Source organism: Chryseobacterium paludis (assembly GCF_025403485.1).
In the GTDB taxonomy this organism is placed as follows: Bacteria; Bacteroidota; Bacteroidia; order Flavobacteriales; family Weeksellaceae; genus Chryseobacterium; species Chryseobacterium paludis.
In genome coordinates this window covers 3,230,799-3,248,209 of the sequence record NZ_CP099966.1, presented here as the reverse complement: position 1 = coordinate 3,248,209, position 17,411 = coordinate 3,230,799, and the positions used below count along the sequence as shown (strand labels likewise).

At 35.4% G+C, this 17,411-nt stretch carries 15 protein-coding genes; 12 read left to right on the top strand and 3 right to left on the bottom strand.

From position 1 onward, the window contains the following. Positions 1–221 precede the first annotated feature (221 nt). The 9 genes from NG806_RS14645 to NG806_RS14605 all read left to right on the top strand — a co-directional run bounded on the left by NG806_RS14645 (position 222) and on the right by NG806_RS14605 (position 13,822). On the top strand, positions 222–3,260 hold the full coding sequence (locus NG806_RS14645) for a reprolysin-like metallopeptidase (RefSeq protein ID WP_261510331.1): 3,039 nt from the start codon (positions 222–224) through the stop codon (positions 3,258–3,260). A 137-nt stretch (positions 3,261–3,397) separates the two neighbouring features. After that, positions 3,398–5,521, top strand: coding sequence for a methylmalonyl-CoA mutase (gene scpA, locus NG806_RS14640; protein WP_261510330.1), 2,124 nt, complete (start codon positions 3,398–3,400; stop codon positions 5,519–5,521). A 472-nt stretch (positions 5,522–5,993) separates the two neighbouring features. Continuing rightward, positions 5,994–6,731 (top strand): hypothetical protein, encoded by a 738-nt coding sequence (locus NG806_RS14635; protein WP_261510329.1) that lies wholly within the window; start codon positions 5,994–5,996, stop codon positions 6,729–6,731. A gap of 26 nt (positions 6,732–6,757) precedes the next feature. Further along, the gene (locus tag NG806_RS14630) at positions 6,758–8,149 is read left to right on the top strand and encodes an RtcB family protein (protein WP_261510328.1); all 1,392 of its coding nucleotides are present in this window, start codon (positions 6,758–6,760) and stop codon (positions 8,147–8,149) included. A gap of 212 nt (positions 8,150–8,361) precedes the next feature. Further along, the gene (locus NG806_RS14625) at positions 8,362–8,907 is read left to right on the top strand and encodes a nucleotidyltransferase family protein (RefSeq protein WP_261510327.1); all 546 of its coding nucleotides are present in this window, start codon (positions 8,362–8,364) and stop codon (positions 8,905–8,907) included. A 1-nt stretch (position 8,908) separates the two neighbouring features. After that, positions 8,909–9,607, top strand: a complete 699-nt coding sequence (prfH, locus tag NG806_RS14620) for a peptide chain release factor H (protein ID WP_261510326.1) — start codon at positions 8,909–8,911, stop codon at positions 9,605–9,607. Continuing rightward, positions 9,594–10,106, top strand: coding sequence for a tetratricopeptide repeat protein (locus NG806_RS14615; protein WP_261510325.1), 513 nt, complete (start codon positions 9,594–9,596; stop codon positions 10,104–10,106). Before prfH ends, NG806_RS14615 begins: the two co-directional genes overlap by 14 nt. A gap of 92 nt (positions 10,107–10,198) precedes the next feature. Further along, positions 10,199–12,766: a T9SS-dependent M36 family metallopeptidase gene (locus tag NG806_RS14610; protein WP_261510324.1), complete on the top strand. Its 2,568-nt coding sequence runs from the start codon at positions 10,199–10,201 to the stop codon at positions 12,764–12,766. Positions 12,767–12,826: 60 nt separating this feature from the next. Continuing rightward, positions 12,827–13,822: an enolase C-terminal domain-like protein gene (locus tag NG806_RS14605; RefSeq protein ID WP_261510323.1), complete on the top strand. Its 996-nt coding sequence runs from the start codon at positions 12,827–12,829 to the stop codon at positions 13,820–13,822. Positions 13,823–13,838: 16 nt separating this feature from the next. Here NG806_RS14605 and NG806_RS14600 read toward each other — a convergent pair whose 3' ends face one another. Both NG806_RS14600 and NG806_RS14595 read right to left on the bottom strand, forming a co-directional pair. Next, positions 13,839–14,126: a cytochrome C gene (locus NG806_RS14600; protein WP_261510322.1), complete on the bottom strand. Its 288-nt coding sequence runs from the start codon at positions 14,124–14,126 to the stop codon at positions 13,839–13,841. Positions 14,127–14,146: 20 nt separating this feature from the next. Beyond that, on the bottom strand, positions 14,147–14,440 hold the full coding sequence (locus NG806_RS14595) for a c-type cytochrome (RefSeq protein ID WP_261510321.1): 294 nt from the start codon (positions 14,438–14,440) through the stop codon (positions 14,147–14,149). Between the two features lie 141 nt (positions 14,441–14,581). Between NG806_RS14595 and meaB the strand changes: the two genes are divergently transcribed. Next, positions 14,582–15,577, top strand: a complete 996-nt coding sequence (gene meaB / locus NG806_RS14590) for a methylmalonyl Co-A mutase-associated GTPase MeaB (protein WP_261510319.1) — start codon at positions 14,582–14,584, stop codon at positions 15,575–15,577. Here the strand turns inward: meaB and NG806_RS14585 are convergent. Further along, positions 15,574–16,107 (bottom strand): DUF4251 domain-containing protein, encoded by a 534-nt coding sequence (locus NG806_RS14585; protein ID WP_261510318.1) that lies wholly within the window; start codon positions 16,105–16,107, stop codon positions 15,574–15,576. The genes meaB and NG806_RS14585 overlap by 4 nt on opposite strands. 107 nt (positions 16,108–16,214) lie before the next feature. Between NG806_RS14585 and NG806_RS14580 the strand changes: the two genes are divergently transcribed. Both NG806_RS14580 and NG806_RS14575 read left to right on the top strand, forming a co-directional pair. After that, a complete protein-coding gene (locus NG806_RS14580) occupies positions 16,215–17,021 on the top strand; it encodes a M48 family metallopeptidase (RefSeq protein WP_261510316.1) in 807 nt (268 codons plus the stop codon). A 73-nt stretch (positions 17,022–17,094) separates the two neighbouring features. Then, positions 17,095–17,406 carry a hypothetical protein gene (locus NG806_RS14575; RefSeq protein ID WP_261510314.1) on the top strand — a complete coding sequence of 104 codons (312 nt, stop codon included), beginning with the start codon at positions 17,095–17,097 and terminating at the stop codon, positions 17,404–17,406. Positions 17,407–17,411: the final 5 nt, after the last annotated feature.

The window sequence follows — 17,411 nt, the reverse complement described above, 5'->3', positions numbered from 1 at the left end:
TTTTATAGTTAAAATTATTGTTTCTTAAGACTGTGATTTTGCTTCTTATGTGTATTTATTTCATTAATTTTAGAATTAATATTAAAAAAATTAATCACAAACGATGAAGTTATGCTGATTTGCTGTTTTAGCTGAATTTTTGCTATTTATTTATGTAATTCTTTTCATTAGTTTTTATTTTTGCTTAAATACTTAATGTTTTATTGAAATAAATGTAATTTATGAAAAAGAAAATTTTACTCATTGGTGTACTAGCTACTGGCTTTGTCAGTATTCATGCACAAAGATGGGAATCTGTTTCTCAAAGGTCTTCTCAAATAAGGAAAGACGTTGAGGTAAAAAGTGCTTATCGCGTAGATTTGGCAACTTTGAGAAATCTCTTAAAGGATGCTGTTGAAACTGGAAACAATGCAAAAGCTGTTGTGATATCCTTGCCTACTGTAGAGGGTAAAATAGAAAAATTTGCAGTCTACAGTAATCCTGTTATGGAGAAATCAATAACAGAAAAATACAAACTCGGCTCTTATGTAGGGGTAGGGATTGATGATCCGTCTAAGTATCTACGATTTAGTACATCTCCAACTGATATGGAGTCCATGATCATTAAAGACGGAGTATTCCAGTTTATTGAACCTATTACGACTGATAAACTGACTTATGGTGTATTCTATAAGACAAAAGGAGAAGGTGGAATACACGGCTTTGGATGTGGTACCGATGAGCATGATCTTAAAGATATTGATAAGCTGGTAGAAAATGGGAAAAAACAACTTTCCAGTATTGGGATAACCAACAGACCTACCAATACACGATATAGAACCTTCAGAATGGCAATGGCAGCGACAGGAGAGTATACCCAGTTTCATGGTGGGACACAAGCTGGAGCTCTTACGGCTATCAATAATACAATGACAAGAATCAATGGGGTTTTTGAAAAAGATTTTGGCGCTCATTTTATTGTTCAGGATATACCTGCAATAATTTATACAGATGCGGCAACAGATTTTTATACTCCGCCAGTAGCTCAGGGTGATCCATCACTTAATCTTCAGCTTCAACAAACATTAACAGCACAGGTTGGAAATGCCAATTACGATATCGGACATGTATTTCATCGTAATGTTGGTGGAAGCAGAAACGGAAATGCGGGAGGTATCGGAATTGTTTGTACAAACCCTGCTAATAACACTTCTACAGCTAAGGGTTCTGCTTTTTCGATGAGTCCAGATCCTACAGGAGAAGTTTTTGACCTTATGGCTGCTCATGAAATGGGGCATCAATTGGGGGCAAATCATACTTTTTCAATGAGGACTGAAGGTTCAGGAGCGAACGTTGAGCCTTGGGGAGGAACAACCATTATGGGATATCCGGGTATCACTCAGGATAATATCCAGAATAATATGGATGGGTACTTCCATTATAAATCGATTTCACAGGTGTTAAATAATCTGGAAAGCAAACCTGCATGTGGAACTTCAACAGCTATTGTGACCAACACTGCTCCGGTAATTACTCCGCTTACAGCATATAACATTCCTAAAGGAACAGCCTATTATCTGGATGCAGTTGCCGTAGATGCTGAAAACAATCCTGTTAATTATACCTGGGAGCAGTATAACAGTGTAAGCGATAGAAACTCAATATCCGGAGACAGTGGTTGGGGATACAATGCAGAAGGTGCATTGGCGAGATCGCTCCCTGGAACTGCAAATAGCAGAAGGTATTTTCCTAAATTGGAGAGTGTTTTAAATGGGGTATTGACGGATAAACAAGGTTGGGAAACAGTTTCTTATATTCCGAGAGAATTGAATTATGCTGTTACCGTAAGAGATCAGGATGCTCAGAGGCCAATGACTTCTACTTCCGAGACAATAGTAACAGTAGGAAATGATGGACCATTTAAGTTCAATGGACTTACAGCTTCTTCGGTATTGTATAATAATGCTTCAAATACAATCCAGTGGGCGGTAGCTAATACAAATGCAGCTCCATATAATGTAGCTAGTGTAAAAATAGATTATACAACAAATAATGGAACGACATGGACAGATTTAGTAGCTTCTACTCCCAATACAGGTAGTTATTCTGCTCAAATGCCAAGTAACCTGACAGGTGCTGTTAAATTCAGGATATCTGCAGTTGGAAACGTGTTCTATGCAGTATCTCCTCAAGTTACTATAGGAACAGCTCCAACTTCAACCACTAATGCTCCAACTGGAGTTGCCACTATTAATACAGAGGTCTTCAAAACGACGGCAAGAGTAGCTTGGAACAGTGTACCTGGTGCTACGTATTCAATTAATTATAGAAAACCAGGAACTGCCAACTGGTCTAATGCAACAAGTCCAGTAAATTCAGTAGTTCTTAATAACCTTGAAGATGAAACAAGCTACGAAGTGCAGGTTGCCGCTGTGGTAAATTCTATTCCAGGTACATTTTCCAACAACTATACTTTCAAAACGAAAGGATTGAAAACAGGGGTTGACTATTGTTTAATGACGACAGGAGGAAATGGAGGCAGCTTTAATAGCGGCCTCATAAGACTGGTTTTATCTAATTTAACGTATGTTTTTTCCGGCATGGATGTTTATAAAACATATCTGGACTTTAGTGAAGATGCAACTAAAGTGGTTAACTTAACAAAAGGGACTCAGTACACGGCTACATTTAGAAACCTGGCCGGTGGAAACTATGATGACTGGCTTGAGATCTGGATAGATTATAACAGAAACGGTGTTTTTGAAGACTCAGAAAAAGTTGCTTCTAGTAGTGATACTCCTTTCTTTGCAGCGGCAGCTCAGGCATACCTTCGTGATGGAAGTGTGACATTTACAGTGCCTGCTACAGCCTATTCGGGAGATAAAACTTTGAGAATGAGAGTGGCCAGTACGTTCTTTAATGCAGCTAACAGTCCTTGTGGCAGCCCAACAGTTCCTACTACGGGAGGAGGAGTTGTTTCAAGTGGTTCATTCAGAGATTTTTCCGTGAAAATAGCAGATAATAATGCTCTTGCTGTGAAAGAAATTACAAATATTAAATCTGAAATAGAAATCTATCCAAACCCGGCTGATACTTTCGTTGAGGTTAAAAACTTAAAAGAAAAAGCTGATTATAAAATTTACAGTGCTGAAGGAAGATTAGTACAAAGCGGTAAATTAGATGGGCAGAGGATTAACGTTGCTTCATTAGTAAAAGGAATGTATATTATTACTATTACTACAGAAACTAAAACATTTAATACTAAACTGATTAAGAGATAATTAATAACTAATCTTGTTGGAAAGGCCGGGCAATTGCCCGGCCTTTTTATTTTGTCAATAATTGTATTGTCAGTGGATTAACTTCAGTTTCATGTTTCGTTCAAAAAAATTAACTTTACAGGGATAAAATTATTGAAATGCGAAAGACAATTTCTGTAAGAAAGTTGGATCTACATATATTACCTAAAGAAGGTGAAATTTATAATTTCGAAAAAGATGGACTGGAGTTAAAATCATCATATACCAATTATGATGTTAAAAATAAATCCCTCACAGAGACATCTCCCGGAATTTCACCCTATTTAAGAGGTCCATATTCTACGATGTATGTTCAAAAACCATGGACAGTCCGTCAGTATGCGGGATTCTCTACAGCGGAGGAATCCAATGCATTTTACAGAAGAAATTTAGAGGCAGGTCAAAAAGGACTTTCAGTAGCATTTGATCTTGCTACCCATAGAGGATATGATTCTAACCACGCAAGAGTGGTTGGTGATGTTGGAAAAGCTGGAGTTGCAATTGATTCCGTTGAAGACATGAAAATATTATTCAATGAAATTCCATTGGATCAGATTTCGGTTTCAATGACGATGAACGGTGCAGTTCTGCCAATCTTATCTTTTTATATTGTTGCCGCTGAAGAACAAGGGGTACAACAAGATCAGCTTTCAGGAACTATCCAGAATGATATCCTGAAAGAGTTCATGGTAAGAAATACCTATATTTATCCGCCAGCACCTTCCATGAAGATCATTGCAGATATTTTTGAATATACTTCTAAAAACATTCCTAAGTTTAACTCAATTTCTATCTCAGGATATCACATGCAGGAAGCGGGTGCAACACCGGTTTTAGAAATGGCTTATACCTTGGCTGATGGATTGGAGTATGTAAGAACAGGTATTAAAGCGGGAATGAATGTCGATGATTTTGCTCCAAGACTCTCTTTTTTCTGGGCGATCGGAATGAATCATTTTATGGAGATCGCTAAAATGCGTGCCGCAAGATATATCTGGGCTAATCTCTTGAAACAATTTAATCCCCAAAATCCAAAATCTTTAGCATTAAGAACTCATTCACAAACATCAGGTTGGTCTTTAACTGAGCAGGAACCTTTTAATAATATTACCAGAACAGCTATTGAAGCGCTATCTTCCGCCTTAGGTGGAACACAGTCTCTCCATACGAATGCATTGGATGAAGCTATTGCTTTACCCACAGATTATTCAGCAAAAATTGCCAGAAATACACAAATTATTTTACAGCAGGAAAGTGGAATCTGTGATGTTGTAGATCCGATGGGTGGAAGTAATTTGGTTGAAAGCCTTACTCAGCAAATGATTGATGAAGCCATGAAATATATTGATGAGGTTGAACAGGAAGGAGGAATGACGAAAGCTATTGAAGCAGGGATCCCTAAAATGAGAATTGAAGAAGCTGCGGCCAAAAAACAGGCAAAGATAGACAGTAGTGAAGAGTTTATTATTGGTGTAAATTCATTTAGATCTTCTTTAAAACAACAGTCAATAGAGATCTTGGATATTGATAATACGGAAGTTCGTAGAAAACAAATTGAAAGATTAGACTCAATAAAAAGTACGAGGAATTCTGAGGCTGTTGATCAGATCCTCAATGAGATCAGAGAAAGTGCAAAAACAGGCAAAGGAAATCTGTTAGCACTCTGTATCGAGGCTGCAAGGAGAAGAGTAACATTAGGCGAGATGAGTGATGCGATGGAAGAAAGCTTCGGTAGATATAAAGCAAATATTAGAACAATTTCAGGAGTATATGCCATGAATGCCGGAAAAAACGAATTTTTTGAAAAAGCCCTTCAATTAACTCAGAAATTTGAAGAAGAAGAAGGACGTCGTCCAAGATTAATGGTTGCCAAAATGGGACAGGATGGTCACGATAGAGGAGCAAAAGTAGTAGCAACGGCATTTGCTGATATGGGATTTGACGTAGATGTAGCACCTTTATTTCAGACTCCCGAAGAGGTCGCAAAACAAGCTGTAGAAAACGATATTCATATTTTAGGAGTATCTTCATTAGCGGCAGGACATAAGACTTTAGTTCCACAGGTGGTAGAAGAATTAAAAAAATTAGGAGCCGAAGATGTTACTATTGTGGTAGGTGGAGTAATCCCTCAGCAGGACTACGAATTCCTGTATGCCAACGGAGCCGATTTTATTTTCGGTCCGGGAACTAATCTTCCAAAATGTGCCGTAGAAATACTCAATATGTTTCTAAATAAAAGTTAGAAACATAGCATTAATTTCCATGTATGTTTTTATATTGTTTTTGATAAATTATTAAAAAAAATTAGCATTTTCAAAAAAATGTATATATTTGCACCTGAAAATAAAGTTTAACCCATTAAAAAACAACGAAGCAATGTTCAAATTTGATCATAATTCTCCAATCGGTTTGCCACTTATGGTGGTAAGGCTTCGTAGTTTGGTACATTCATAGAACAATAGTATATTGAAATATCAAAACCCGAAGTCGTAGAGATTTCGGGTTTTTTATTGCGCAATATTTCAAACTTCAGTTTCCCCGAAATCTTTTTATTGTCATTCTGAACAAAGTGAAAGAATCTTAAATGATTTTCTTCATATAATGTTCACTATTTAAACCCATCAACTATTTTTTTAGTTGATACGAGATCTGATGTGATATGTGGCCTCAAATATCTTGAGTCCTATATCAGAGATCTGTCTCTATGAATAATTAATGGAAAATAATAATCTTCTGTTTCATCGCTTGAGAAGCATCAAAAGCAGAAAAAGGATAATAAAAAAAGACGAAGAAAAACAGATAAGAAAAAAATATAAACGTAGTAAGGAATTATGGGAAATAAGAAGAAATATCCCTTTAGTGCCTCTTGAAAAACCTTATCAAAAAGGATTTGTAAGATCATTTGTTGTTAGAGACGACATAAAAACATCTAATGACGGAAATTTCTTTGAAGGAATTTTGAATAAGATTAATACGTATACCTATTCCGAAAATCGAAAATTTGTAAAAAAGAAAAGAAAATTCGGTCGGAGAATATATATACCAAGGGAGCAAAAGCTCGAGAGAATTTCTTCATTTAGCTGGGCTGATCCAAAGTTCACTCTTACGGAAAGAGAAAGACAATACTTTCTGAAGAAAGAAGAATACAATCCATTTAGAAAAAGATATGATACTTACTACGAATTCATCGAACCCTGGCGATTCACTTTAAGGATAAGACCTTATATGATCACGCATTACAAACCTTTAGACTCGGAATTAGAAAAAGAGTATGAAGCGCTGGAATCCTATTTAGATCAATATAGAATCCTAGGTATTATTTGTAATAAAATCCGCGGAAAATCGCGCAAATGGAGGTGTGAAGATGAAAAAATTAATCTTATCGAAAGTAAAAAATACTTTCACTACAAAATGTCAGCAACGGAGTTTGCAGACTATTTACAGGACTTATAGGTCCAAAAATGTTTAAAACAAAAACAATGGGAAATTTAAAACTAAAAGGAAAAGATATATTAAAATTAGGCTATCCAAATAATCAAAGTATCAATATTGCTTTGGAAGTCATGAAAAGAAATTTTGCAACAAAGAATATTCATCATGTGAAAGGTCTTTTAAAAGAAATTCTGGTCAACCCAGAAGATTTTGAAAAAGATTTAACCTTTGGACAGATAGCGGAAGCTCTACTATCATCAAAGAAAACAGAGAAAAGAATGTTGAATACGAACCGTACTTCTTTCCATATTTTCGGAAACAACATTTCTGATGAAGCAAAGAACCAATTGTACACCGCGTTGAAACTTCCAATTTCAATACAGGGAGCTTTAATGCCTGATGCACATAGTGGTTATGGACTTCCAATCGGTGGAGTTCTCGCCGTAGACAATGCCGTAATTCCTTATGGAGTAGGAATGGATATCGGTTGCAGAATGAGTCTCAGTATTTTGGATACCCCAATTTCATATCTGCACGGTGCTAAAGATAAATATGAAAAAGCACTGTCCGAACACACCAAATTCGGAATGTATGAAACGCATAAATCTCATGTAGAACACGAGATTTTCGATAGGGACACATTCGATATGATTCCAATTTTGAGAAGATTAAAAGGGAAGGCTATCAAGCAAATGGGTTCTTCAGGTGGTGGAAATCACTTCGTGGAATTTGGTGAGGTTGAAATTACAGAAGAAGATCAACAGATTGGACTTCCAAAAGGAAAATACCTGGGTATTCTTTCACACAGCGGTTCGCGGGGATTGGGAGCTGAAATTGCTCAATATTATTCCAGAGTAGCAACAGAGCAATGTCCATTACCAAAAGAAGCTCAAAATTTCGCCTGGCTGGATTTGAATACGCATCTGGGATTGGAATATTGGACAGCAATGAATCTGGCGGGAGATTATGCCTCAGCTTGTCATGACGATATTCATAGAAGACTCGTGAAAGCAGTTGGAGGAAGGGTAAAAGCCAGAATTGAAAACCATCACAATTTCGCTTGGAAAGAAATCCATAACGGAAAAGAAGTGATCGTTCACCGGAAAGGTGCAACCCCTGCCAATGAAAATGAGCTGGGAATGATTCCTGGATCAATGACAGCAAAAGGATTTATCGTAAAAGGAAAAGGAAATCCTGATTCTTTAAATTCTGCGTCACATGGAGCAGGAAGAGCATATTCCAGAGGCGAATGCCGTAATCTTTTCACTCAAAATGACATCAAAAAAGAACTAAAACTGAAGAATGTGGTTTTAATGGGTGGGAACGCTGAAGAAGCACCGATGGCTTACAAAGACATCAATGAAGTGATGAACGCACAGAGTGAGCTGGTCGATATTCTAGGAACTTTCCAACCAAGGATTGTGAGAATGGATAAGTAGAATTAGGAGCTTAATCCTGCTTTCCATTGCAATCTTTTGCTTTTCCTTACGTCAAAGAAAAACAAAAGGATTTTCATTACAATCAGGGCTAAAAAAAAGCAGTCATTTGGAATGAAACAGAAGGGAATGAAGAGTCTAAATAATAAAGATTTTTAATGATACTTTGTTTCATTCGAATTGACAACATTTAAAAACATTTAAAAACAAAAGAAATGGGAGCACCACATAACATAAAAAGATACGGCGAGGTCTGGCCGGAATTTAGAATTCAATACGGACTTGAAATTTTAGAAAAATTAAAAAATAAAATCATTTTATCTGGAGGTTGGGCATGGCATTTTATGTCTGAAATAGAACATACAGAATATAAACATGCTCATGATCATAAGGATATTGATGTTTTTGTAGAAAAAGAAAACGTTGCTGAGGTTGTGATGATCCTCCAAAAGGAAGACTTTCAAAAGGTTTGGACCCGATATGATCATCTCCCAAGTGAGGAGAACTTTCGCAGGTATGAAAAAACAATCGAGTTAGAAAACAATAAGTTTCACAGGATCACCATCGACTTTTTTGAAAGAAACGACTTGGAAACAATAAAGGCCAATGGCTTTACGATAGTAAAACCAGAGTTGTTACTTTCTTTCTACAGAAATATTCATTCCAGCGATAAATGTTGGGCAGTAATGGCCGCAAAAGATCTGCTGCAAAAAGGAATTGATCCTGTCGGTCACCCCAGATTAAGTGAAATACCAAAGTAAAATGGATAAGATAATACAAATTACCTCGGGTAGAGGACCTTTAGAATGCCAATGGGTAGTCGCTAAAGTTCTGAAGATTCTTCTAGAGGAAATAAAACAAGAAAAAATAGAATATGAAATCATCCATCGTGAAAATGGGGATGAAAATCTGACCTTGAAATCTGTAACGCTGCTTTTAAAAGGCAAGGAAACTTCAGGATTTTTAAAAAACTGGTTGGGGAGTATTCTGTGGATTGGGAAAAGTACATTCCGAAAACTGCATAAAAGAAGTAACTGGTTTATTGGCATTTTTGAAATTGAAGATGTAGAAAAAATAAGTTTTAATGAAAAAGATATTCAGTTTCAAACAACAAGAAGTCAGGGAAGTGGCGGACAAAATGTAAATAAAGTAAACACGGCTGTTCGGGCAACTTATTTACCGACCGGGCAAAGTGTTTTTGCACAGGATTCCCGTTCGCAATTGGAGAACAAAAAGCTTTCAATTATCAGATTAAAAGAAAAAGTAATGGAATTGCATATTCAACAACTGGAGAAAAGGATGCAGGAAACATGGAGTAACCATCTGCAGGTACAAAGAGGGAATCCAGTACGTACTTTTTCAGGAACAGATTTTAAAAATAATTACGAGGAGAAATCTTTCAAAAAAAAGAGAAATGTTCTAAAAAACGAACTTAAAAATTTAAAAAATGACCTTAACTAAAAATAAATATTACTTTGAGGCTCTGGATAATTATCCATACAGCCTTCCGGATTGCCTGGAAGCATTGAACTATGCGCTGTCCTACGATCCTGAAGATGCAGACAGTTTATGTTTAATGGGGAGAATATACAGCGAAATATTAATGGACTATGAAAAAGCAAAATTGTATTTTGACGAAGCAATGTATCATAATGTTTCAAATCCTAATACTCCTCAATATTATATTAAATGTCTCTTGGATAATGAAGATCTTCATGAGGCAGAAAAGCTCATTCAATTTGCTTTAAAGATCAAAGGAATAGATAAAGCTAGAATATTGATTCATCAATCCTTATTATGTGAAATTAAATTAGAGTATAAGAAAGCTTTAGAGCCATTAAAGGAAGCTAAAAAATACAGCTACAATAAATGCATGACCGATTTTTTAGATGATAGAGTGAAATTTGTAAATGCAAAATTACCTAATAAGTTAAAAAAAAACAAGAAAAAATCAAGATAATACCAAATGTGGTATTGTTTTGATTTTTTAACAAATTATTAAATGTTTTAATATTGATAAAGTATAAATTTAACATTTTTAAAACATATATTATGGGTAAAAGTTTATTTTTAATGCCAATTTCTATTGCTGTTATTTTTGCTTTTGGGAAAGTCAATGCACAAGATTCTAAAACATTAATTCACGAGTATTATAAGAAAAATGAGCAATTAATTCAAAAGGACAACAATGCCAGTAAGGTTGGTATCATTATTTTAAATGAAGATGTTTCTAAAAGTCTTGGTGTAAATATTGTGAATGTACAGCAGACTTATGATGGACTTAGGATTTATAATGCTTTAGGAAAAGTAGTCATTAAAGAAGATAAGATCATCTCTGAAAAAAATGATTTTAAGAGAAATGTTGTGATTACTAATCAAGGAAGTGCTAAAGAAGAGTTTTCAATAGAAACTCTTAAACAGAAGCTGGAACTAAAAGAAATTTCCAAAGTTGATTACCTGCCTAATGTATACTTTGAAATAAATGGAGTTTATATACTTGCGAAAGAATTTTTTGTTTCCGACAAAAATTCTTCAGATGTGTGGCATATTATTGCCAATGCGAATACAGGAGGAATACTTAAAAAAGATAACCTGACCGTTAGTTGTGATTTTGAACATGATTCAGATTTAAACACAAAACAAAATACTTCCACTCATCCATTGCATGTGGACGCTGATGAGACTTCTCTGAATAAATTTGTTGATAATACGATCAGTGCATCATATAATGTTTTTGCACTACCTGTAGAAGCTCCTACGTTTGGAGCTCGATCAATCATTAATAACCCTTGGGATATTTTGGCTTCACCAGAAGGATGGCATTCAGACGGAACAAATAATTATACCAATACGCGAGGAAATAATGTTTATGCCTATTCAGATGAGACGAATACCAATAACCCTGGATATTCACCAAATGGAGGAAGTAGTCTGAACTTTAATTTTCCTTTTGGAGATGGAAGGTATGATGACCCTTTTACTCATAGAGATGCTGCTGTCACAAATTTATTTTATATGAATAATAAAGTTCATGATGTATTCTATAAATTTGGATTTACTGAGGCTGCCCGAAATTATCAGACAAATAATTTTGGAAAAGGAGGAATGCAGGGTGATGCTGTAAGAGCTGAAGCATTTGATGGCAGTGGGCTTAATAATGCCAATTTTAACCCAGGATATGAAGCGGTGATTTCCGGACAAACATATCTTGCTGCACCGAGAATGCAAATGTATCTTTATGATAGAGCACAAACAGCTACTGATCCTATTGTAAGATATCAATATAATTCTCCTGCATCAATTGTAAGCAGACCTAAAGTAATTACCGGAGGAGCAGGATTTGGTTCTCTTTTATTTGGAGGGCAAACCGTAACTGGTGATTTGGTTATTTCTGTGCCAGACGATGCCTGCACTGCTGTGGCTAGTATGACAGGGAAAATAGGTGTTGCAAAAAGAGGGGGATGTAGCTTTGCTCTTAAAGTGAAAAATATACAAGCTGCAGGTGCGGTTGGGGTTATTATTTATGATCCTGTAAATTTAGAACCCATTCTAATGGGGAAAGATGATGCTGTTTCTGGGGTTACTATTCCTTCTATTATGATGGGAAAAGATGAGGGAGAATATCTTACGAGTCAAATTACTGGGGGAACAATTATTAATACAACTTTCAATTTTGATTATAGTGGTTTTAAACATTCTAGTTTTGATAATGGTATTATTACTCATGAATATGGGCATGGTATTTCAAATAGATTAACGGGTCAGGGATATAGTTGCCTTTCAACACAAGATACCACTGAGCAGATGGGAGAAGGTTGGTCCGATTATTTTGCTTTAATGCTGACAACAAGACCTGGTGATACATCATCTTTGGCAAGAGGGATGGGGACTTATCCGATGGGACAACCTAATACAGGCGTGGGAATTAGACCGGCTAAATATTCTCCGGATTTTTCGGTAAACAACAATACATACACGAATACTAATACAGCTATAATTCCTCATGGGGTAGGGTTTATCTGGGCTACAATGTTATGGGACCTTACCTGGAAATATATTGAAACCTATGGTTATAATAGTGATGTACTAGCGAGCACAACCTCTGGGAATGCGAAAGCTTTACAAATAGTGGTTGATGGACTTAAACTACAACCTTGTAGTCCGACATTTATCGAGGGAAGGGATGCTATTCTTCAGGCTGATGTAATTGGAAACGGAGGAGTAGATAAATGTATGATCTGGAAAGCATTTGCTAAAAGAGGGTTGGGTGTGAATGCTTCTGCGGGAAATAAAACGATTGCTAATGATCAGGTGGAAGATTTTACAGTTCCTCAGGAATGTAATAATATTTTGGCGACTCAGGATACTAAACTTTCAGATAACAAATTTGTTATGTTTCCTAACCCTACTTATGATGAATTCTTTGTTGGAAATATAGGTCAATCACGTGATGAGGTGCAAATAAGAGTATTTGATATGTCGGGTAAACTTGTGATCACGGATTCTAGAATGCCGGAATCTAAAAAGGCCATCTCTACAAAAGGTTTCCCTAAGGGAGTTTATATGGTTCATATCAAGCAAGGTACCAAAAGTCAAAGTGAAAAGTTGATTGTGAAGTAAAACTCAATTATAAATGTAAAAAGGAAACCTTGGGGTTTCCTTTTTTTGTAACTTTAGTATATGGTATTGCGCTATGAACTTAAACAACTTCAATTAAAAGAAACATTTTCAATTGCCTATGGGAATTATAATTCTCGGGATGCTTTACTTATAAAGTTATCCTACCAAAATCAAACAGGATATGGAGAATGTGTTGCCATAGATTATTACCAAATTAATCTAAGGGATTTTATTTTTAAATTAAAAGAGATTCAGTCAAAAATTGAAACTCACAAAATAATACCTCCAAAAGAATTTTATTTATTTTTATTGCGTTTTAATCTACATCCATTTTTACTTTCGGCTTTAGACTGCTCGTATTGGGATCTTTTCGGAAAGCTCGAAAAGAAAAATTTTATTGAACTCAATGACCTTCCTTCTAAAAATTTAATTGAAAGCTCCATTACCATATCAATCGGCGATATTAATGACCAGATTAAGAAAATTCAGGCAAGCGAATGGAGTAGATTCAAAGTGAAGTGTAAGGGTTTAAATAAGCCTGATGTTGAAAAGCTTTTGCAGTTGAATAAGAATATTGCTTTAGATTCGAATGCGAGTTTTACTGATAATGACTGTATTTGGTTCCAGGAAAATGTGGACGTTCAAAAATTTTCATACCTCGAACAGCCAAGGCCAATCGATCATTATCAAATTTTGAAAAAGGAAAGCCTTGCCAATTGGATGGCTGATGAAGACTGTCAGAATTTGGAATCTTTGGATGAATTACGACCTTACTATAAAAGTGTCAATATCAAACTAATGAAATGTGGTGGATTAACCCCAGCTCTTGAAATGATTCTAAAAGCCAAAGAACTGAATTATAAAGTCATGATCGGTTGCATGACAGAATCTACCATTGGTATTTCCGCAGGTTGTGTACTTACCGGCCTTGTTGATTATACCGACCTTGATGGTGCAAATCTTATTTCCAATGACTATGCTACTGGAAATTTTGTGGAAAACGGCAAAATAAAACTATCCGAAAAACCAGGTCTAGGGATTGAATTAAAAAAATAAGCTTTCATTTGAAAGCTTATTTTTTATTTACAGAAATGAGATAGTCATAGACCATTTGATGCTGGTCATCATTTAATTTAGCTTTTGGAGCCATTCTGCTTAAGGTCTTTATCCATCCTTGATCATCATGTTTTGCAGGGTCAGGTAATTGGTGACATTTGTTACATGAGTTTTCAAAGACAGTTTTTCCTTGAGCCAGCTGTTCAGATGAAGTGTACTTAGGTCCTGTTACAGCTACACTTTTAGGTCCGCAAGAAACCATAAAAGCTGAACCTGCAATGATACTTAAAACTAACTTTTTCATTGTAATATTTTTTATATGATTTACTTTTTTACAGAAACAATATAATCGTAAACCCATTGATGTTGCTCGTCAGTCAATTTTGCTTTTGGAGCCATAGCATTCATGATTCCTACCCATTGAACAGAATTATGTGCGGTAGGATCAGGTAATTTATGACATCTTGTACAAGAGCTTTCAAAAATTGTTTTACCCTGAGCAATTTGTTCAGCAGTGGATACTGCGGGTCCTATAGCAGAAGTTGCTGTTGAAGATTTTGGTGTACATGAAGCTACCAAAACAGCAGTAAAAGATGCTATAGTGATTATTTTTTTCATTGTTTCTTTTATTTGATTAATAACAAATGTAGCAAATTCCCTATCTCATTGATAAAATCAACCGTAGTTTTAATTTAGAAGAAATAAAATTAAAGGGTATTTATGCTGAGTTTTGGCACTTATTTTTATATTTTTGAATTAATGAAATTTTCTACCGACGAGTTAATAGAGGGAATACGATCAGGGAATAAGCGCCTGATCGCAAAAGCTATTACTTTAGTTGAAAGTAAAAAAGCTGAACATCGCCTTCAGGCCGAGGAATTGCTGAAAGCAATAATGCCCTTTACTGGAAATTCAATAAGAGTTGGGATTACTGGAGTTCCGGGAGCTGGAAAATCTACATTTATTGAGAATTTTGGAAGATTAGCGATTGCTAATAATAAGAAAGTAGCAGTTCTTGCTATTGATCCAAGTTCAGCAATCAATAAGGGAAGTATTCTGGGTGATAAAACACGAATGGAGGAATTGGCGAAAGAAGAAAATGCATTTATCCGACCTTCTCCAAGTTCTGGATTCTTAGGAGGTGTTGCCAATACAACTTTCGAAACCATGATGATTTGTGAGGCTTCGGGTTTTGATTTTATTCTTATAGAAACTGTAGGAGTAGGACAATCAGAAGTCTTGGTAGCTGATATAACAGACGTCTTTTTATTTCTAAAAATCATAGGCGGGGGAGATGAACTTCAAGGAATTAAAAGAGGTATAATGGAAATGGTAGATATTATTTTCATTAATAAAGTTGAAGAAAGTAATTTGCAGAAAGCAAAAAATACCAAGCTTGAATTAAAAAGAGCTCTTGATTTTATTCCACCAAAAGAAAAAGGATGGAAAGTCCCTGTTTTATTAGGCTCAGCGCTTAATAATGAAGGATTAGAAGATGTTTACAATACTATAGATGAATTTATAGCTGTAAAAAAGAAGGCGGGAAGCTTTGATGGGATTAGGACTCATCAGGCAGAAAAGCGTTTTGAATACTGGGTTCAGGAATACATTCTCGCAATGATGAAGAAAAGTAATTCAATGGAAGAAGCCTATCAACAGCATAAAGAAAATGCTTCGGCAATGATTTCTAATCCAAGTACCGAAGCTAAATTATTTGTAGAAAAATTCTTATCTAATGAAAGAGATGCAGACTAAGGAATCGGTTCATTCTTAGAGATAAACCCATCATAAGTTATAGGTTGCCTGTCATTACTTCTTACAGAAGTAAAAGCCTTTCCATTTTTATAAACTTCAATGATGATTTGATCAACGTTATTTACATCGTTAGGCTTGATTTTTACAATCCAGTTTCCTTTTTTATTTTGAGATTTATCTATCGTAAAATCCTTTGAGGTAAATCGGTAACTATTGTTGCTGGTATTGCCATAAGTTGGATTAAATAATCTTCCAAAATAGGGCAAAACAACTTCCAAAATATTATTTTTTACTTCAACTGTATAGTTGCCATTAAGTTGTAAGATCCTCGTCGAAGGTGAATTAGGCATTGAATTCATAACATTGATAACGTCATAATTAGTCGGATTTGCTCTTTCTGCATGAAAAGTAAATTCCTGAGAATTCACGAGTGCATCCACCATTTTAGGATCGCCAGTATTTTGAGAAGCGCAGCTTTGGAAAAAGAAGACAAGTCCCAAAATAAATATAAGTGAAATATATTTTTTCATAACCATAATAATTGTTAATTTTAAGTAGCAAAATGTATGCAAATATATAGTTTGCAAAACTTTTTGGAATAATAATTGTTAAAGTTGAATTATTAACACTCTAAACTATGAAAATAACTTATCTATTAGGAGTAGGAGCAATGGCTTTATCAGTTGCAGCTTGTACCACAAACCCCATTACGGGTAGATCTTCTTTGCAGATTGCAAATAATTCAGAAATATTGACGATGTCCTCACAGGAATATAAAACAACATTATCCAAATCTAAAATAATTTCAGGTACTACAGACGCGAAAAGAGTGGTAAGTGTAGGTAGCAGAATAAAAAGTGCAGCTGAAAGGTATTATCAGAGTATAGGCAGATCAGCAGATCTTGCTAATTACAGCTGGGAGTTTAATCTTCTTCAGAGTAATGAGTTAAACGCCTGGTGTATGCCTGGTGGAAAAGTAGCGGTATATACAGGAATATTACCTGTAACTAAAAATGATAATGGACTTGCTGTTGTTTTAGGACACGAGGTTTCTCATGCTTTAGCAGGCCATGGAAATGAAAGGATTTCTCAGGCCATGGTTGCTCAGTATGGTGGATCGATCTTGGGAGGAACAATTTCTAATTCACAGTGGGCTGGTATATTCCAGAAGGTATATCCGATAGGCTCGCAAGTGGCATTGCTAAAATATGGAAGAAATCAGGAATCTGAAGCAGATCAGATGGGATTGCAATTAATGTCTATGGCAGGATATGACCCAAGAGAAGCAATTCCTTTCTGGAACAGAATGGAGGCCTCTTCCTCAGGAAGCAGACAACCCGAATTCTTATCTACTCACCCAAATCCTGAGTCTAGAATTTCAGATATTCAGAAAAATTTACCAAAAGCTTTAGAATACTATAAAGCTGCCGGAGGAAAAATATAATCAGAATTTTACATAGTCTTATTCAATTTTTCACTAAATTGAGTAAGACTTTAAATCTCCAAAACACAATATTATGAAAAGTATATCAATTGCAGGACTTATACTGTTAGCAATCTCAGCGTTGCTTTTTTATTTAACTACTGATTTTGCTGTTGAGCAGATCAAACTGTCTCACGTTATAGGAATAATGGCAGGGATTGGTATTGGTCTCATAATCGGTGGTATGATAGGGTATCTAAGTAAAGGAACTGCTATTAAAGAAGAGCAGAAAAGGAAAGAATTTAAGCAGTTACAAAAAGATAAAGAAGAATTGGAAAAGCAAGCTGCCGAAATTGCAAAACGACAGGTTGAATTGGAAAACCAAAATAAAAATCCTCAAATATAATTTGA